This window comes from Bacteroides sp. M10, assembly GCF_014334015.1.
Classification (GTDB): Bacteria; Bacteroidota; Bacteroidia; order Bacteroidales; family Bacteroidaceae; genus Bacteroides; species Bacteroides intestinigallinarum.
In genome coordinates this window covers 4,381,046-4,399,979 of sequence record NZ_CP060488.1, presented here as the reverse complement: position 1 = coordinate 4,399,979, position 18,934 = coordinate 4,381,046, and the positions used below count along the sequence as shown (strand labels likewise).

Below are 18,934 nucleotides of genomic sequence, written 5' to 3'. Positions count from 1 at the left end.
TTATTTAACTCTATTATTCTTCATAAAATTTCATGATAACAATTGATTTTCTATCAGTTATCTACACTACCAAAGTGATTATTATCTTTTCAACAATGCTAATACAAACTGCGGCACTTTCCATGCCATTTTCTCCAATTTCGTCAATGTAGGAGCCATACCGTGTGAAGCATACACCCGTATATCCTCATCCCACATTTTTTTACGCTTAGCACTATCAGTAGAAAGTCCTCCCATACGCATCTTTACAATATACTCCCCTAAATAAGTTGTCGTGAGTCCTCCTGTAATAAGATAGCGCAACAACAAATCGCTATCTGCTGCTATTTTATAGCTTTCGTTATAAAGTCCTAAACGATTTACCACCTCACGACGGATGTAACAGGTGGGATGCAGTGGTAACCAACCGTGACGTACTTTCCAAAGTCGATAACTACCTCCAATCCAATTGCGTACTACCTTATCAGTATTATCAGGATCCACAAAAAGTCCATCTCCATACAAAAAGTCGGCTCGAGTGATTTTCATACGCTCCACAATACGGCTTACCACCCCATTATTATAGAAAAAATCATCCGAATGCAGTAACCCTATTACATCACCTGTAGCCACACGAATTCCCTTATTGATGGCTTCATACATTCCATGATCGGGCTCCGAGATAATAGTTGAGATACAACCTTCATATTCCCTAATGATCTCTAACGAACCATCTGTACTCGCCCCATCTACAACAATAAACTCTATGTTATTATAATCCTGTGCCAAGACACTCTCTATGGCACCACGAATCGTCGCCACACGATTAAAGCACGACGTTATTATAGATACTTTCATAAAATTTATCTTTGAAAATTCCTAATCATCTAAATTATCACTTTGAGTATATCTTTGTTCATCATGAAATAAAGTGCATCTTTCCTCTAACCTCTCATATGAAAAAAATGCTTTCATTACAGTGTGTCAATATGAGCAAGGAACACTACAGATGTCACCATAACACCTTTTTTATGCAATTTGTTAATAAATAAGAAGTGCTATTTTTTTTAAATAAATTACACAACAACACATATATGTTCTATCTCAAATTGTTTGTCCACACACTTTTCTTTTTCTAATCACTACCGCAGGTACACCCTGATAAATACCATTAACCTCCGTACTTTTTGTTACCACACTGCCCACGGAAGCAATAGAATTTTTACGCATGATTACCCCCGGACATACTACCACTCTCGCACCAACCCAAACCCCATCTTCCAATGTGATAGGAGCATTCCGATAAGGCATAGAAGAATTTGTATAATCATGGTTTCCCGTAAGTAGTAAAGCTCCCTGTGAAATACATACATTACTACCAATGGTTACATAATCCAAATTGTCTATCCAGCACTGTTCTCCTAACCATACATTATTTCCTATTGTCAGTTTCCAAGGAAACTTAATGGTTACATTATTTTTTATTACCAAGCCTCGTCCAATCTTTGCACCAAAAGCACGAAGTAAAATAATCTTTATGCTCATAAATGGATTCCAAGAAGCACGTACTAACAAAGCATTAATAAAATACCATGTTATAATTTTTAGTTCACCCGCCCCCTTATCAAAATTACCTGTAGAGAATGCGCCCAAATTTACTTTATCCATTCTTTTATCATTGTTTCTGTAAAATCTGCATTACATAATGCATGGAATAAGAAATCAAAAGACTAAGTAATATAATCATTAATGCTGAAGTCGCATACGCACCCACATTTTCAAGCATTTGCATATGAACCAAATATAGCTCATAACTTAACAGACCGCATAACGCAACAAAAGGACCGACAACATACCTTGATGGAAGCATCCACAAAAACAACATCACTGATAGCCCCAAAGGAAGTTTAATTCCCAATTCAACAAAAAAATATAAGTAAGTACCAAAGTATTCCCTAACCATCGGTAGTTGTTTAATTAGCAAACAAGTTATGCCTAAAAATGAAAAAATAGCTAAATAGACAATTGCTTTCTTTATTTTTAAGTTCAAAAGATATTCCTTTTTATCTGAAAGCAACACACCTAAAGGAAAACTCAAGCATTGTTCTGCACAAAGCGAATGTGTTGCAAAAAAGCTAAAAACAACAAGAAGAAAATAGCCCCACCACTTATATTTTTTTACATATTTATTTACTATCCAAAATACAATATAGCAGCGTATCAAATAATGAATATACCAATAATAGCCCGATTGTTCCACACTAAAAACGTTTCTAAGAAACGATAGGATATCCATATTTTCTTTGAATAAATACAGGAACACATAGAATAAAAAGAAAGGCAACCATATCCGATAGAACTTCTTTGTCAGAAATCCACCCAACCCATTTTTCTTACATGATTCATTCAATCCGAATCCGGAAAGCAACAGAAACATGGCGACACCAATTCCCCCAAAAGGAGTAAAGACATTTGTCCAATGTCCTGCCAAATGCTGAATCATGATTAGAAGAATAGCAACACCTCTGAAGCATTCCGTTAGCTTTCTATCACAAATATAAAAAGACACTTGTGTATTATTCGAAGAGCATATACAACTTGAAATCGCACAAATAGCAATAACAGACAGAAATAAAATTAAAGCTTGAATCATTGTACATCCCCCAAAATTACAATAATGATTTATATACACCCATTATTTGCTTTGCCACAAGACCTGATGCGTAATTATTAAGTACAAGTTCCCTACCACGCATGCCCATTTCTCTTATTTCATTTTCCTGCAATCCAATAGCATTACTTAAAGCATCTGCAATATCTTCCACAGAACGCTCTACCCACCACCCACAATGATTATCAACAAGTACATTCCATGGAGCACCCTTACAAGTTATTACAGGAGTTCCACATAATAATGCTTCCGCTATTACAATACCAAAGTTCTCATTAAGTGTAGGTAGCACAAAAAAATCCGCTTTTCTATACATATTCCATTTATCTTCTCCATAAAGTGCTCCAGGGAGAGAAATCATCTCTTCCAAACGATATTCAGCAATCAATTGATTCAAATAAGCAGCATATCGATCATCATCCTTACCAGCAATCACTATGTTCCATCCCCTCATCTCATCTTTCAATTGCGCTACTGCCTCTATCAGCAGATGGGCTCCTTTATTAGGGCGTAACAATGCTAAGAAAAATATACATTTTGTTTGCTTCCAAGACTGTTTACATTCGATATCATCCACAACAATTCCATTGGGAATGACGTATACTTGTTCGTTCCAACCTAAACGCAATAAGTTTTGCTTTTCACTCTCTGCCGTAGCTAATAATACATCAGCCTTTTGAACAGCCCGCTTTTGATATAACCATAACGCAGGTTCTTTTTTCAACCAACGATTTTTCTTTAAAATCCAAGGTTCCAGCATCCCATGAGGCATTAGAAGTACTTTGTACCCTAAACATTGTGCACAAAATTGTACCAAAGCACATTGAGGTGTCCAACAACAATTCACATGAACCAAATCAGGAGAAATCCCTTGCAATAAAACGACAAATTGCCTTTTTGCTTTCAACAAATGCGTCAATCTACCATCAATCAAATGTAATGTAGCATTTTCTATCTCCAACATATTCTCTGACTCATGCGTAACGATATGCAAATCGACCAACTTCCCCAATTCTTTTGAAAGTAACTGTATATATGCACCCAAACCTCCAGAGTTTCTATCTATCGTAGGAATATAATGTATTATTCTCATACTAGCAATCCTTTTTCATAATTACACCAAAGCATCTAGCCACGGCTTCGTAGGTTTTAAGCCTTGCAAACAGTCTATAAAATAAGCTGCTAATACCTTTCCATCAATACTACGCGCTGCCCATTTTATTCTCTCTTCTTTTGAATGCTGAATCTTATATGCATTCGCTATACACCATTGAACACATTCGTGCAATTGAGAAATATCGCCTGCATGATATATCATTCCTCTCTGTGTACTTTCCAACAAATCCCTGGCTCCACTTCTATCAGTACAAATCACATATAGTCCGCAGGTAAGTGCTTCATTCACTACAGCACCCCATCCATCATAATGGCTTGACATCACAAAAACATCCTTATCTGCTATGAGCTGCATAATTTCCGAATTGTTGCGAGTACCTAACAGTTTTACATTTCTTAGATGATAATCTGCAATACCTTTCTCTATTAGCTCCCTTTGTTCTCCATCTCCAATCAAGGTTAAATCGATATCAGGCATATCCTTGATGGCTTGAATAATATCCCAAGCAGCTTTCCGAACAGAAAGACTACCTACAAATACGAATGATAAGTTTGATTTTGTCATAAAATTATTTTTGTGAGAATATATATATATAAACTAAAGAGAAGGTAATCTAAACCAAGGTCTTTCCACTTTTAGCCTCATTATGTAGTAGACTGTACAACAAGTAATACTACAAAAAAATATATTTTTAATCTAATATAATGCACTCTTCCCTTTTATTTCGAATAGACCCCTATTATCAATTTAATAGTAAACAGCAGATGCAAGTTGATTCACTTTTCCATTATCAAACACGTTACTTATGCCCAATTTATCAACAAATAAGAATGGCTAATTTATTCATATATCCGATCATTTCAACTGCTCCAAGCTATTTTTAATTGAATATAGCGGTCCAGTCCATCCCCAGCCAAACTTTTGGGCATGAAGGAAAAAGTGAGGAATAAATTACGGTTTTTTTACCAATTCAATAAACCTACAAAGACAATATATAATATCTCCAAAATATCCCTACCTCCTAGATATCTATATTTTTCAGTCTATTTGTACAATAGGCGAATGGAAAAACCTCCCAATACTTCCATACAGAGCGAAAATAGCTTACCGCATCGTCACCCATTGCAAATACATATTGTATGTGTCGAGCATACTTCCGGTCTTGAATAAAAAAACGAATCCGATGTAGCCAAAGAGGTTTTCCATTGGCTAACCCAAACTTAAACGTATCAGGACGTTCGGAAATCACACCTCTCTTGACATCATATTTCAAACTCATATCAAGGGCCTTAGTAACAAAAGGATAACCATGTATACCAGAAAAGAAATGGATGCTCTCTTCTTGTCGTTTAGATAATAATTCATGGATTTCACTATTTGATGGGGACAGCCTCACATCGCATCTTTCAAGACCAGGAAAGACTGTCACATCCCATCCCATATTCTTACGTTCGTCCGATACCACTTCGTTCGTCACAATCACTACTTCGTTTACCCTGGCATCATCAAGCAAGTGGACAATATAAGGCAATTGATGAGGGCTTAAACAATTTTGCCAAAATACAAATCTATACATCGTTAATCTCTATTATTCATACACGATTTTTTTATTACTATTTATCTCACTCTACAATTGTTTTTATTAAAATATTGTCCTTCTTTTTTCACTTTTTGCTCACCCAAAAAAGCATCTTGTTGCACATACCTTCCAGCAAAATAGAAGAATACAAAAAAAAGCATTCCTCCATTTGCCGTATAATGTCCCCCAGTAATACAGGCATTTATCAGATAACTCATTGCCATAAAGCTAAATAAAGATAACGAATTGAAGTTCTTATACATAAAGACAAACAGCAAGAACAATCCTAGAATACCTAATTCCGAAAATACACGGATAGATAAAGAATAAGCGTCATTAGCATTCAATCCATATAGTCGATAGGTCGTACTCCTACTAGGGTAAATCTTTTCATAATTGATGGGGTGTGTGCCTAGCCCTGTACCCAACAGACGAGAAGGTGCCTGTTCTGCCACACACAGGTTTGTCAAGAATGCATAGGTGCTAGCATTCAACGTCTCAAGATCATAGAAGCTAAAACGATTACTTTGCAGCATCTCCCATGTCTCTTTAAACTTAAGAGCTGCATCATTGTTATCAGATTTATTATCCGAAAGATAGGAGGAAACAGCACTGCTCACCACAAACACTACCAATGCTGCCACTATCAGCTTGAAAAAGTTTTTTCTATTGTATACAAATAGAAACAGAGCTAAAATGATGAAAAGAGCTGCAAAACTGGCGGTAGATGAAGCTAATACAAAAGCAAGTACTGTCAGGGCGCAACGGATAGAAATTTCTTTATGATAAAAATAGTAGACCAATGCTGGAAGAATCAATAAAGCAATATCTCCAGGTTCACCGCCCCATCCTTCAAGTCTTCCACTAATGGTTATGTTTAAAGCATAAGCAACCAAAGCATATACTACTATCACCACACTCATATTCAGATAGCATTTCACAAAGAACGAAATATCCTTTTTGAGCACATAGATGAAATAAGCACGATAGCCGATAGCAGTAGTTACCACGAGTCCTACTTGCTCAAAAAACTTACGCATATCATAATCAAGTAGAGCCATAATAAACATCTCTATCCCCACAAACAATAATAAATATAGGAAATGTTTTCTGTTGAATCCTCGGAATATTTTGAATATATTTCCGGTGAGTAACACTGCCAAAAAAACTGCGGCAAATTCCACATACCAATAACTCAGCAGGCAAAAGAGAGGTAAATAGACAGCTATTTTTTGTTTCATAGTGAGTGTCTGATTCTTCCAAATAGTTTATTCTTCGAAATGATAGATCCCTTTGAAAGAATTATCCCGGGAAATATCATGAATAATTATATCTATATTTCTAAGTACTGCCGTAGAATTGTCTGGCATATCCTTTACCACCACACAATTAGCCCCTATGCGACAATTGTCACCCACACGAACATTGCCAATGATTTTAGCACCGGCTCCAATAAAAACATGTTTACCAATTGTAGGTGAACCAAAGTGCTTACTTCCTTTCGTTGTATTACTGCCTATGGTGACCTGTTGCAAAATAACACAACCTTCACCAATAGTAGCAGCATCAGATTTATGTATACCATTCAAGCCATGGGGTAACATAGGAGTATCCTGTATGTTAGCTCCAAGTCCTACAAAAGCATTATATCTCATCAGATAAGCATAATACATATTCTCGCTTCCACCATTCGATTTTATTTTATGTCTATAATTCCAAAATCCGCCATACCAACCTTGAATAATAGGAATACAAAGAAGATAATACAATTCATGATATAGCATTTTTGCTACATATAGAAGCCTCGAAAATATACTCTTTTCATTCATAATGATTCTAAGAAATTTAGAAATTGTTTCATCAAAATATCTATATCGAAAGTTTCACAAAGATGTTGTATAGGTTTATTCGTCCTGTAATAGTCTATTCTATCAGCAAGTTGTTCGTAGTCTTTAGGAATAAAAGTCCAAAGGTCGGATTCTTCTTCCAGTATATACTCTGCAGCACCTTGTCCCTTACATATCATATAAGGTACCCCACAGGCTGCTGCTTCCGTACAAACACAACCAAATCCTTCAAAATAACTGGGTAAAACAAACAGATCAAGACTGTGATAGAATGCCGCCAGTTCATGATGATGTACCTCCTTCCTAAATTCAACAATGTCTGTCAAATTCAATTCCTGAACCAAGTTCATGCAATCCTGTAAGGTAGGACCTGAACCTACAAATATCATTTTCAACTTATCCTGTTTGCTTTTTAAAATATCCAACGCACGTATCAGTGTCTCTTGCCCCTTCCAATCTACAAAATTTGCAATACAGCCTATTATAAATGTAGGATGTGCAAGATGGCTTTCACTATTAAAGATGGAGCAGTCTACCCCATTATACAGAACATAAGAATGTTTTATATTTACCGGGGTTTCATTTCCTACCACCTTTAATACCCTCTTGTAGGAATCGAAGTATAAAGAATCAGTAGGATGAGGAAATTTACGCAGCGATTCCTCTACAAAACGGCTCACACAAACATGACAATCCATTTGGTTAAACAACTTTGTACTCATCCAAGTCCGAAACATGGCATTCCACCTTTTTGTAGCAAAACGACCATTTCTGATATTAAAAGGATCTGGATCATGATGCTGGACCAACGTCGTTATATTATGATTTATACGCTTTAATGCTAATGGGAATGCAGCAAAGCGAGCCGTATGCCCATGGGCTATGACTACATTATCAAGATCAATATTCAACCGCTTTACAGCTTTCATAAACAGACTGCAATTGATTTCATTTGTCAATCCATTCAATATATATGAAGGCATCTGAATATCGTCGAACAAGTGAACCTGAATACCACGATACATGTAATCTTTCTCTCCCGATGTTATGGATTTACTTTTAAATACCACCACTTCATAGCTGCTATTCTTTGCGATAGCACGTACTTGATCGTATATAAACGCTCCCCTAAAAGAATCACTATTAGGAAAGAAAGGAGTAATTATAATATAATATTGTTTCATTATTCTACCAATTTTACCCACTGGCTTACAATCCGACTCTGATAAAAACATCTAGCCCTCTCCACTGCTTTGCGTTGGAGCATCCTTAGTTTTTCTTTATTATGAAGCAATGTCATCACATGAGTGGCATACGCTTGCTCATCAAAACAATCTATCAATACACCAGCATCAGCAATCACTTCTTTTGGAGAAACAGGACAATTAAAAGACACTACAGGTACTCCATAATAAAACGCCTCAATAAACACCAAGCCAAAACCTTCCGATTCAGAGGTGGATAGCAGTAAATCGGCAGAAAGATAGATTTTAGACAAATCTTGTTCAAACCCACAAAAACGAATATTTTTCATGCCATTCTCCTGAATATATTGTTCCATCTGATCTTTGGCATCCCCTTCTCCGTAGACTGAAAGCGTGTAATCATGAAATTGTCTAGATATACTCTGCCATATATGCAGCAGACGCATAACCCCTTTTTCAAAACTTAACCTACCCACAAAAACAATATTTCGATTGTCTAAAGAAGAGATGTTTTTCGCGTCATCACTCTTTCTCAAAGGATTGGCAATCACTCTTATCCGAGTTTCCTTTATTTTATGATTCACCATCTTTAATTCTTTTTTGGCAGTATTTGTCAACACAATCAAGTCATTACATAAAGCAATAGCCGCATGGCGTTTTGTAACTTGTCGGACATTTTTTTTCATTGAAAGAAAACGCATCCAGCCATGCTTTTGATGAATGATCTGCAAGATAGATTCTTCATAACCCAAAATCGACCAATTAAAGACTTGCACAATCCGGCACTGCCCTCCAAAGGGAAGAGCTGTTATCAATTCATATGTCTCATTCACCAATACTTTAGGTTGACACGTTGCTATGAATACTCGTAGTAACTTAGCCAGACAAGCATCAGAAAATCTTTCCGCACACAAATCATTGATTGGATTTTTCTTCTGCTTCTCATACATCCGATAAGATTTCAAATCAAAGGAAAGAATCACATCATCACCTCCAGAATAAGGGACAACGGATAAAACACGTGCTCGATAATTCGCTTCTATCAACGCATGGGTGATATTAATCGTTTGAATTTCAGTCCCCCCACGCAAATTGGCATTTTCCACTAAGAATAGAAAATCTAATTTGTACATTCCTTTATCCATTTATCAAACATTATTCCCCCATCAAGTATTGCAATCTCATTTTTCGTAAAATCATTGTAAAAAATAGACTGCCTATGATAGAAACAACTCCCACCAACGGAAGTAACACATAAATAGGATAGTTTTGAAGATACGATACCATAATATAGATGATGGGAACATGAAAAAGATAAACTCCAAAACTATCCCGAAGAATGAGAACATTGAAGGAATGGGAAAAAAACTTTTCGACGCTGACCTTGCGAACAAACAAGCAAATAACAACTACAATTCCGACATTCATCCAAAGACTAAAAAGTGAATCCATCCACCTACTATCCGTCAATTTCAGTACACATCCGGACAATAGCACCAAAATCACAGGTTTCCACATTTTCATAGAATTTCCACCTTTTGCGACTAACCATTCACCTAAGAAGAAAAAAGGAAGATAATGCAGAGCCATCCGAAAACTGAACCAATCTGTACCCACCCAATAACTACATCCCACAGAGAGTATCATCGCAATAGTCAGACAGTAAATAGTATTACCCAAATATCTTCCTTTACAAAAGCGTACAATTATGAACATCCAAAACAGAGCCCAGAGATACCAAAGATGCCTACAGTTAGTTCCTAAAAGGATTTCTAAAAAATAGTCGATATTACTTCCAAACCGATTCATTTCTAGCCCCAAGATAGTGGGAACCACAAATAAGTAAGCCACAAAGTAATAGGGCACAAGCAAGCGCCTAACCTTGTTCCCCAAAAGACTTTTGAAATCTAGATATTTCCCCGACTGCTTACCGATGGTATATACAGCTCCACTGATTGTCACAAACAAAGGCATATGGAACAAATAAATCACATCGGCAAGCATAGCCAAATAGTGATTTTCCATTGCTGGAAAACTCCCCCCTTGTTTGTAAAGAATCACAATATGCCCTATGACAACCAGCAGCGTTGCCAGACACTTTAACACATCCCACTCATTGCGTTTGCGCATTTTATTCATCTCTTAAAGATTCTACATCGAACAGCATTTTGGACTTTATGTATAATAGCTGATATCTTCACCCCAATAGTCAACTCAGATTTGAATAGAGGAAATAATAATAATAAAGATTCATCATGCCCAAACTTGCCATCAACATACATTTTTTCAATATATCTTTTTCGATGATTCATGTAGTACTGGACATCAAAAACAGCACTAAATTTATCCAGTTTTCCTAAAGCATCTAAAGTCAACATTGTACGCACACACTTAAAACAAGTAGAATCATTCTCTACTGCAGTGACACACACATTCAAATATTTATATGCAGGATCATAATCCGCTATAGTTTTTGTTTTTGTAATTCGATCCAGACTCCCCCCTGTTGAAATAAAATCAAGCCCTGGAATAGACGCTGAATTTAATGTAAGCATATCATAGTGCGCTGCATCCAGTTGAAAATTTTCCTTTGATTTCACACAAGAAAATTCTCTAATGCTACAACCTGCTGAATAGAAGTATTTAGCAAATGCTCCTTGTAATGCATAAATACAAGATAATGCCATAAAAGTATGATTTTCTACGTGAGAATATCCCCCGTGTCTATTCAGTAATTCATAAACATCATTCTTAATAAGTATAAAGCCATAGTTATATTCTTCGGCAAAACGTCGGCACAAATCCATACGTCCTTGAAATAGTTTTGTTGATGAATCATCTTGTAATCCTGTATTATGCGAACCTGCATCAAAAAAACAAAGATGAGTAAGGCGATAGGGCTTAGGCACATTCTCCCCATGGGTAGCAATAGTGTACAGGCTGTCCACACCGCATGAAATGCCGGTGGCTACTATTTCCGCATGATTCATGACAGGCACTAAAGGAGCCTGAATATGTATTCTATGCATCCCGGGGTTAGCAGCCAATGGATCTATAAGATTCATCTCCAAATTATACCAAAGATCTTCCGTAATAGGAAGTGCAGATACAATATCATATCCTCTGTTTATAGCAAACTGCAATAATCCCCAAACCAAAGAATCTATTCTATCAGTCACCAAATAGTCAGCATACATCTTATTTACTTCAATATGTGCTTCTTCTTGCTGATCGCCTACTGTCAATCTATAAAGTAATCGATTGGGCAATTCTTTTTCTATACTTTGAATAATAATCTTCTGCATTTTTATTGTACAATTTATGATTTTAGATTTTTTGAACTCAAAAAGTTATTTTAAGTTCAAAAGGGCATGCATTCAAAAGTGGCTGTAAGTCTATTGTTCCAGGAGACCATTGTTGACATTGCTCTATGAGTTGCTGAATCGTCACCTCTTTATTCATTACAAAAGGCGAGACAATCTGTTTACCTATAGATGCATAGAAATCATCATATTTAAAACGTGAACGCTGTTGCGCACATTCAAGCTCCATCCAACAATTAGGTATATCATACGCTTCTGCCAAAATCAGTCCATGTAAAGAAGAAGAAACAATATACTCACAAGCATTCAATTCTTCCACAAAACCAAGCCAATGCTGATAACCTTGTATTCTAATTACATATACATCCTCACTATTTAATAAATGTTCTGGAAGCAAAGACAGTTCCGTATAATGAGGAATAATGCCCAACTTATACTTTTTTCGTGTACGAGGTCGATAATAGATAGGCAACAACAAAGCCGGATCTCCGTATATAGCTGGACACTCTATCCCATGCTTCAACAACACTTCGCGTGTTTTTGGACCACGAACGGCGCAAATTTTCCTAGGCATTACTAAATTACAAGGGTTTTCTTGAATGAGTCCTGCACCCCAAACAATAGATTGTCGATTGACCAACATATCTATAGTACTACCTATCACTACATAATTATCTCTCTTAAATAATTTGGCTAATATACATTCATGATACAACACAACAGGCCTCAAAGAAATCGCTTCCAGAAAAAAAGAATTAATATCATCCCCCCAATTAGAATGATACACCTCACCCGTTTTATCAATGCTTAAACTAGCATTCACTACTACTGGGCGTTGGAGGAACTCTATAAAAGAATTCCTTATCATACGTAATATTTTATTAATCTTCCTTTTCATTGTACAATTTATTCAATTTCATTCCAAAAAGAATCACTTAGCTCAATAGTAGGAAGAGCAGCTTGATGAGGATAGAGTTTTCGCATTATTTTCTGCTGCCGCTTCAAAAAACACAAAAGGAGCTTCTCACCCAATATACACGGTAGCAAATAATGTAAACTTTTCACCTTAGTAGCTAATGGTACATGAAGATTACTCCACAATTCAAAAGAAGGCCTATGTTTTTTTCTATACCTGCGATAAAGTCTACTATATGTATCTTTTGATTTCACCTTATCAAAGGATTTGTACAACGCTCCAATAATATAACGTTCTATTCCATTTATTACAAACCAATGGTCGGAAGATTGTTGCACATGATGTCCATAAAGAATAGCAATATCAGCACACTTCACAGAAGAATAAAAATGGTGTTCAGTAAATGTTGTCATAATACTGCTAGGACGCATTCTATATATGTAAGTCAGGCTACTACTTACTGCAATTTTAGGTTTACAGCAATATACTTTATAATTCCATATATCGTCCTCAAAAATTATACCCAAATCAAAAAGCAATTCATTTTTCAACAAGAAGTCTTTCTCTATAAGTTTATTCCAAGGCACTCCATTAACTCCCATCCTAATAACATCATGACAAGCATACAAATCTTTCAAGGAACTAAAAAAATAATAAGAGGATGATAGTTGAATTGAATCACGGATTACCTCCTTAGTCTGGTAATCAACTATCTTCAAATTACCAACCACAATGTTTGCGTGAGTTTCAATATAAAGTTCAACCAAATTACTAATAGTCTTCTCACAAATATAATCATCGCTATCTAAAAAATATATTAATTCACCTGCGGCCTCACTTATGCCACTATTACGAGCAGCAGATTGTCCTCCATTCTTTGCGTGCCTGATAATCCGATAAGTATGCGGCCCTTCATAACCAGAAATCATTTTTTCCACAATGGAAATGCTCTGATCTGGTGTACAGTCATCCACTATCAAGACTTCCAACTGCTCATAATCTTGAGCCATCACAGAAGCAATACAATCTTCAATATATGCCTCTACATTATAAACAGGTATAATAATTGATACTTTTTTCATACGATTACTTTCCAAGACATTTTAAAGAGAAACAGTTCTGCATTTAATACAATATAAAAATTAGCAAATTATTTTTATAGTCTTCATTATTAAAAAACTCACTTATGAATATAACCGTAAACAAGATTTCGAATCTTTTCCGAAATTTTGACTCGTATTTCTTCTTCCAATCCATATGTCCAAACAGTAAGAGCAATGCTAACCACACAAGAAAATCCAATAATAAAGAAACCTATAATGGTATGGACATCTACAAGGCAATAGAGTATAAGTGGTAAAATAGCAGAGAAAAATGATATCTTTACACATGGAATGAACACTTGCAATAAATCAGGCAAAGAGTATCCCAACATTCTATTCAATAAGATAGGCTGCAATACAACTCCCAAAAGCACATCTGTCAGTAAACTAGCTATCGACAAGGATATAGGAGAATAACCTAACTCAAATAGGATATAGACAACAATAAACTGTATAAAATAAATAAGTGTAGTAAGAATGGTATTTATTTTTAAGCGCCCCTTTGCATAAAAAGCCATAAACAGAGAAGATTGCAAAGTGGAAAACAAACTTTGTATCGCAACAAATTGAATAAACAACACTGTATATGGAGGTACAATCTTGAGCCATACATGCAATAAGGGGGACGCTAGTAAACAAATAGGCAATGCAAGAAACCACATAAGAAAACAACTATATTTTGCAGTTTTAAGCACAAGTGACTTTGCACTATCCTCTTCGTTATTGGCATATCGCTTGACAATTTGAGGATTCGCTGCTGCCTTAAAGTTATTGGAAAACTGCATTGCCAACCCATTTACTTGGAGAGAAATAGCTCTAGCTGATACTACAGCAGGAGCAAAAAACATATTTAATAGCAGTAAAACACCTTGCCCAATAAAAGCTATACCACTAGAATTAAGTAAGCTCCATCCAGAAAACACACTTATTTCCTTAAAAACATTGCGATCATATAATCGAGGTTTATAATGCGTTTCAAAAAAATGTCTCTGGCAATAGAAACGATAAAACATCAGCATAAATAGCGTCACAGCAAAATACAATAAAGAATATACAATAAGCTTATCGTATTGGAAAACTGTTAATAAAAAGACAATAGTCAGTTTCAATATGGACTCTATAATGGAGGCAAATGCATATACAGACATGTGCTCATGAGCATTGATTGTGGCTGTAAAAGGCACTTGTGTAATGGTAAAAAATGCGGTAATGATAGATACATGATATACCCATATCGCTGCAGACATACGTTCGACAGGTATTACCATTTTATGATGTAAAAACCATAAGCCTACCGTTTCACCTAAGACAACGATTAGGAAAGCCAAAATGATATGAACCGTTAGTGAAGTAGAGAAGGTTTTCTCCATATTCAACCTATCATCTTTTCCTAATGCAAACATGATAAAACGGGTGGAAGCATTGCCCAATGCGCTATTAACAAAGCTCATAAAACCAGCTATTCCTCCTACTGCTATATAAATACCATAGTCGTCTACCCCTAAGACATCAAGAACAACACGGGCTGTATATAAAGATACAGTAAGTGAAAGAAGCATTCTCACATAGAGAAATAAAGTATTTTTTGCAATTGAGTTTTGAGTAGACATAATTAGATTTTTATCCTTCGAATAAAATGACTTTTATTCATATAAGCACTTACTATATGGTCATAATGCCCTTGCAGGTATCATAGCCAGTTTTGAGCTTTAAATTATTTTGTAATATTCACTGACAGAAGTGGCATTTAACACTGAAAAACTTATGTAGTGACAAGCTTTAAAAATTCGAATGGCTGTGGTAAGTTGTTCGTTTAAAAGATAATCAATCTAATCTTTACCTTACATCTGCAATTCTATAAAACGATGTTTTCGTCATTGTGAAATATCATATCACAACGAAATCTTTTTCAACTAACTATTCGTCTTTTACCCTATGTTGTTCTCCATAACCATAGCCATAGCCATAACGCTTGCCATAGCCGTAATATTTGCCATACTTACCATAACCGTAATAATAACCGTACTTTTTCTTCTGAAGATCCAGCCCATTGATTACAGTACAAAGATTAGGTAACTTATTACTATCAGCCAATTCATTAATCAAGGTAAACTCTGCTTTCCGAGTATAGTCTGCCCGACATACGTAAACTGACAAATCTGCTACACGACCTATGAGCAAAGTATCAGTTACCATACCAACCGGAGCAGTATCCAAAATCACATAATGAAAGTTCTTTTTCAATACTTCAATCGCTTTATCCAAAGCATCACGAGCCAATAATTCTGTAGGATTAGGCGGTACAGTTCCACCTGGAAGAATATACAAATTCTTACTAACATCCGAAGGTTGAACGAAATCCATCAGATTCTTTTCTGGATTTGACAGATATTGAGTAATCCCTTGCTCTTTCCGCGGAAGATTAAAAATTTTATTCAAACCAGGCTTACGAATATCAAGCCCCACAATCACCACTTTCTTTCCTAACAAAGAAAGGCTAATCGCTAGATTTGAAGAAATAAAAGATTTACCTTCACCACTAACCGTCGAAGTAACTAAAATCACTTTCTGATCATTCTCAAGCATAAACTGAAGATTAGTACGGATATTACGGAAAGTTTCACTCATTAAAGTATTCTGATTCTCAAACACAGCAATAGAGCCATTTGTTTCTTCTGTCAACGGCACATCACCTACAATAGGCAAATTCGTTAATTTCTCGACATCACCACGACCCTCTATTTTAAATTTAGTCAGACCAACTAAGAAAATAGTACCGACAGGAAACCCCACTCCTACCACTAAGGCAATTAAGTAGATTATCCTAGGCTTAGGAGAAACTGGGCCACCTTCAGCCGCCGGCTCATCAATAATCTTTGCATTATTCGCAGTAGCGGCTAAAGTAATAGCATTCTCTTCACGTTTCTGCAAAAGCATCAGATAAAGCCCAGCCTTGATTTCCTGCTGACGTGCAATACTTACATACTGGCGCTCCTGTCCCGGAGCATCACTGATACGACGGGAAAAACGACTGGACTCACGATCCAGATCAGCCTTCACGATAAGCAAGCCTTGTAAAGTCCCATCAATAGCAGCTTTTACATTTGCTTTCATGGCACGAATACTTGTATCCAGATTTACAATCATCGGGTTACTTTCCGTAGAAGTACGAAGTAAACGCTTACGTTCAATAATCAATTCATTATAACGATCTATTTGAGTAGTTAAACCATTATCGGATAAACCAATATTACTAGGTAATACTTCATACTCATTCGACGGATTATTGATATATTTATTAAGATCACGAACTAAATTAATTTGAGTTCCATTTTCTACACGTTTTCTTTCATATTCAGCATTTCCCGATACTGCTAATTGGGCATCACTACTGATATCCGTCAATCCTGCATTTCTTTTAAAAGCTTCCAGCTTATCCTCTGTAGTGCCAAGTTCCTCATCAATAATCTTAATACGTTCATTGATAAACTCTCTCGTCTTTTCAGCAACCTCATTTTTATCATTATTCGTATTCCGATTATACATTTCCATTAACTTATTGATAAAGTCCTGTCCTCGCTGTATATTCGTATTCATCAATGAAACAACTGCTACAGAAGTCGTTTTTGAGGTAGGTGCTATTTCCAATGCCCACTGATATCCTTTTGCCATCCCAAAAGGCTGACTAACTACAGCGCTGATATTTCGTACTACACTTTGCCCTACTATCTTCCCATTTGATAAAGAATCTTTCAATGTAAACCCAAATGTACCTGCATCCGTAGGTAACACCGCTGGAAGTTTATCAAAATGCTTATTATATTCGTTCAAGCCTATCTTTAGATTCACATCCAAACCACCTTCTGGAGATAACTTCATATCAACCAAAGCTGCATTTGGCAATTTATCCGCCTCTTGTGCTGTCAAATTCACAATTACGGGAGAGGTTTTATACAGTTCCTTTTTAGGAAACTCATCCTCATCATAGTAAGTAATATAAAGTTCCAGATTATTAACGACCTCTTTCAGTATTGTTTTTGAGCGTAGCACTTCTATCTCATTATCAATACTCTGCGTAGAAGTAATCATTCCACCTAATCCCAAACTTTCCAAATCTGCAGTATTTCCACCACCATTCTTTTTATCATTCTTTATCATGATAGAAGCAGAAACCTGATATACGGGAGTTTGAAAATGCAAATACACCCAGGCACCAATAAAACAAGCTAAAACCGAAGCAACAAACCAAGGCCAGTGAATTATATACTTAAAGAGAATTTCCTGATAATTTACTTTCTCTTCGTCTAATTCACTCACATTATTGTTATACGAATTCTCTTTCATTACTAATTACTTATTTAATAAAATTACCAATATATTTGCAAGTGAAACCAAGATAGAAGTAGCAGAAAACCATAATCCCGTATTGGTTCCTATATCCGAATTCTTAGCCTTAGTCTTATTAGGTGTCACATAAATTATATCATTCTGTTGTAGCTGATAATAAGGAGACAGTACCGTTTCAGCCTTATTCAAGTCCATAGTAATAATTTCCTGCTTGTTATCTTGCCCTGTCCGGATCAGTTTCACATTATCACGCATACCATAAATGGTCAAATCACCTGCCATTGCAAGAGCTTCCAACAAATTAATCTTCTCGTTAGAGACTACAAAGCTGCCTGGCTTGGTAACTTCCCCCAATACCGAAATCCGATAATTAACAATACGTACAGTTACAAGCGGTGCTTCTTTCAAATAAACCTTCAACTTATCTATGATTAAATTTTCTATTTCCAGCTTAGTCAATCCACCTACATGAATCTCACCCAATACTGGAAAGTTGATATTCCCCTGATTATCTACCAAATATTGCTGTAGAGCAGATGACGCGGTTCCTTGTCCCACCGTCTTTCCCTCCATTCCACTAGCAGTACCCGAATTTACCAGATTGAAAGGTGCAGCCAGTTCCGGAGTGGAACAAGACACGGCAATCGTCAACAAATCCTTTGGCATTACCTTCACACCTGTCTGAAGAACATTCTGTTCTGTATCATTCACAAAAGCCGTATCCTGCAAATAAGGTACTTTCTTATATGATTGGCAGGATACCAGCAAAAAAGCAAGTAACACACCCAAAGTCAATCGTTTCAGTTTTCTCATAACCACCTACTCATGTAATTTTACAACTATTGAT

17 protein-coding genes are annotated in these 18,934 nt (G+C 36.1%); all 17 read right to left on the bottom strand.

Annotated features, from left to right (window positions below):
- Positions 1–81 precede the first annotated feature (81 nt).
- Positions 82–837 carry a glycosyltransferase family 2 protein gene (locus tag H8796_RS15705; protein WP_117610998.1) on the bottom strand — a complete coding sequence of 252 codons (756 nt, stop codon included), beginning with the start codon at positions 835–837 and terminating at the stop codon, positions 82–84.
- Between the two features lie 246 nt (positions 838–1,083).
- Positions 1,084–1,647 (bottom strand): WcaF family extracellular polysaccharide biosynthesis acetyltransferase, encoded by a 564-nt coding sequence (locus H8796_RS15700; protein WP_117610999.1) that lies wholly within the window; start codon positions 1,645–1,647, stop codon positions 1,084–1,086.
- Between the two features lie 7 nt (positions 1,648–1,654).
- On the bottom strand, positions 1,655–2,632 hold the full coding sequence (locus tag H8796_RS15695; protein WP_117611021.1) for an acyltransferase: 978 nt from the start codon (positions 2,630–2,632) through the stop codon (positions 1,655–1,657).
- A 16-nt stretch (positions 2,633–2,648) separates the two neighbouring features.
- Positions 2,649–3,743, bottom strand: coding sequence for a glycosyltransferase (locus H8796_RS15690; protein WP_117611000.1), 1,095 nt, complete (start codon positions 3,741–3,743; stop codon positions 2,649–2,651).
- Between the two features lie 21 nt (positions 3,744–3,764).
- Positions 3,765–4,331 carry a glycosyltransferase gene (locus H8796_RS15685; protein WP_117611001.1) on the bottom strand — a complete coding sequence of 189 codons (567 nt, stop codon included), beginning with the start codon at positions 4,329–4,331 and terminating at the stop codon, positions 3,765–3,767.
- 457 nt (positions 4,332–4,788) lie between these two features.
- A complete protein-coding gene (locus tag H8796_RS15680) occupies positions 4,789–5,298 on the bottom strand; it encodes a hypothetical protein (RefSeq protein ID WP_147337305.1) in 510 nt (169 codons plus the stop codon).
- Between the two features lie 86 nt (positions 5,299–5,384).
- The gene (locus H8796_RS15675) at positions 5,385–6,587 is read right to left on the bottom strand and encodes an O-antigen ligase family protein (protein WP_117611003.1); all 1,203 of its coding nucleotides are present in this window, start codon (positions 6,585–6,587) and stop codon (positions 5,385–5,387) included.
- Between the two features lie 27 nt (positions 6,588–6,614).
- Positions 6,615–7,175, bottom strand: a complete 561-nt coding sequence (locus tag H8796_RS15670) for a serine acetyltransferase (protein WP_117611004.1) — start codon at positions 7,173–7,175, stop codon at positions 6,615–6,617.
- Positions 7,172–8,377 carry a glycosyltransferase family 4 protein gene (locus H8796_RS15665; RefSeq protein WP_158570827.1) on the bottom strand — a complete coding sequence of 402 codons (1,206 nt, stop codon included), beginning with the start codon at positions 8,375–8,377 and terminating at the stop codon, positions 7,172–7,174. Before H8796_RS15665 ends, H8796_RS15670 begins: the two co-directional genes overlap by 4 nt.
- Positions 8,377–9,543: a glycosyltransferase gene (locus tag H8796_RS15660; protein WP_117611006.1), complete on the bottom strand. Its 1,167-nt coding sequence runs from the start codon at positions 9,541–9,543 to the stop codon at positions 8,377–8,379. The genes H8796_RS15665 and H8796_RS15660 overlap by 1 nt, the downstream gene beginning before the upstream one ends.
- Positions 9,544–9,553: 10 nt before the next feature.
- Complete coding sequence (locus tag H8796_RS15655; protein WP_117611007.1) at positions 9,554–10,537, bottom strand: acyltransferase family protein; 984 nt, start codon at positions 10,535–10,537, stop codon at positions 9,554–9,556.
- The gene (locus H8796_RS15650) at positions 10,534–11,703 is read right to left on the bottom strand and encodes a hypothetical protein (protein WP_117611008.1); all 1,170 of its coding nucleotides are present in this window, start codon (positions 11,701–11,703) and stop codon (positions 10,534–10,536) included. Before H8796_RS15650 ends, H8796_RS15655 begins: the two co-directional genes overlap by 4 nt.
- A gap of 37 nt (positions 11,704–11,740) precedes the next feature.
- Complete coding sequence (locus H8796_RS15645; RefSeq protein WP_117611009.1) at positions 11,741–12,619, bottom strand: polysaccharide pyruvyl transferase family protein; 879 nt, start codon at positions 12,617–12,619, stop codon at positions 11,741–11,743.
- Between the two features lie 8 nt (positions 12,620–12,627).
- Entirely contained in the window at positions 12,628–13,719 is a 1,092-nt protein-coding gene (locus H8796_RS15640) for a glycosyltransferase family 2 protein (RefSeq protein WP_117611010.1), read from the bottom strand.
- A 98-nt stretch (positions 13,720–13,817) separates the two neighbouring features.
- On the bottom strand, positions 13,818–15,350 hold the full coding sequence (locus H8796_RS15635; RefSeq protein ID WP_181985792.1) for a polysaccharide biosynthesis protein: 1,533 nt from the start codon (positions 15,348–15,350) through the stop codon (positions 13,818–13,820).
- Positions 15,351–15,657: 307 nt separating this feature from the next.
- Positions 15,658–18,084, bottom strand: a complete 2,427-nt coding sequence (locus H8796_RS15630) for a polysaccharide biosynthesis tyrosine autokinase (protein ID WP_117611011.1) — start codon at positions 18,082–18,084, stop codon at positions 15,658–15,660.
- A gap of 6 nt (positions 18,085–18,090) precedes the next feature.
- Positions 18,091–18,906 carry a polysaccharide biosynthesis/export family protein gene (locus tag H8796_RS15625; protein WP_117611012.1) on the bottom strand — a complete coding sequence of 272 codons (816 nt, stop codon included), beginning with the start codon at positions 18,904–18,906 and terminating at the stop codon, positions 18,091–18,093.
- Positions 18,907–18,934 lie beyond the last annotated feature (28 nt).

Excerpts from the sequence above, each read along its gene's own strand:
- H8796_RS15665 (WP_158570827.1), bottom strand. The coding sequence starts at position 8,377 with ATGAAACAATATTATATTATAATTACTCCTTTCTTTCCTAATAGTGAT.
- H8796_RS15690 (WP_117611000.1), bottom strand. The coding sequence starts at position 3,743 with ATGAGAATAATACATTATATTCCTACGATAGATAGAAACTCTGGAGGT.
- H8796_RS15685 (WP_117611001.1), bottom strand. The coding sequence starts at position 4,331 with ATGACAAAATCAAACTTATCATTCGTATTTGTAGGTAGTCTTTCTGTT.
- H8796_RS15630 (WP_117611011.1), bottom strand. The coding sequence starts at position 18,084 with ATGAAAGAGAATTCGTATAACAATAATGTGAGTGAATTAGACGAAGAG.
- H8796_RS15660 (WP_117611006.1), bottom strand. The coding sequence starts at position 9,543 with ATGGATAAAGGAATGTACAAATTAGATTTTCTATTCTTAGTGGAAAAT.
- H8796_RS15700 (WP_117610999.1), bottom strand. The coding sequence starts at position 1,647 with ATGGATAAAGTAAATTTGGGCGCATTCTCTACAGGTAATTTTGATAAG.
- H8796_RS15695 (WP_117611021.1), bottom strand. The coding sequence starts at position 2,632 with ATGATTCAAGCTTTAATTTTATTTCTGTCTGTTATTGCTATTTGTGCG.
- H8796_RS15655 (WP_117611007.1), bottom strand. The coding sequence starts at position 10,537 with ATGAATAAAATGCGCAAACGCAATGAGTGGGATGTGTTAAAGTGTCTG.
- H8796_RS15640 (WP_117611010.1), bottom strand. The coding sequence starts at position 13,719 with ATGAAAAAAGTATCAATTATTATACCTGTTTATAATGTAGAGGCATAT.
- H8796_RS15650 (WP_117611008.1), bottom strand. The coding sequence starts at position 11,703 with ATGCAGAAGATTATTATTCAAAGTATAGAAAAAGAATTGCCCAATCGA.
- H8796_RS15635 (WP_181985792.1), bottom strand. The coding sequence starts at position 15,350 with ATGTCTACTCAAAACTCAATTGCAAAAAATACTTTATTTCTCTATGTG.
- H8796_RS15645 (WP_117611009.1), bottom strand. The coding sequence starts at position 12,619 with ATGAAAAGGAAGATTAATAAAATATTACGTATGATAAGGAATTCTTTT.
- H8796_RS15670 (WP_117611004.1), bottom strand. The coding sequence starts at position 7,175 with ATGAATGAAAAGAGTATATTTTCGAGGCTTCTATATGTAGCAAAAATG.
- H8796_RS15705 (WP_117610998.1), bottom strand. The coding sequence starts at position 837 with ATGAAAGTATCTATAATAACGTCGTGCTTTAATCGTGTGGCGACGATT.
- H8796_RS15675 (WP_117611003.1), bottom strand. The coding sequence starts at position 6,587 with ATGAAACAAAAAATAGCTGTCTATTTACCTCTCTTTTGCCTGCTGAGT.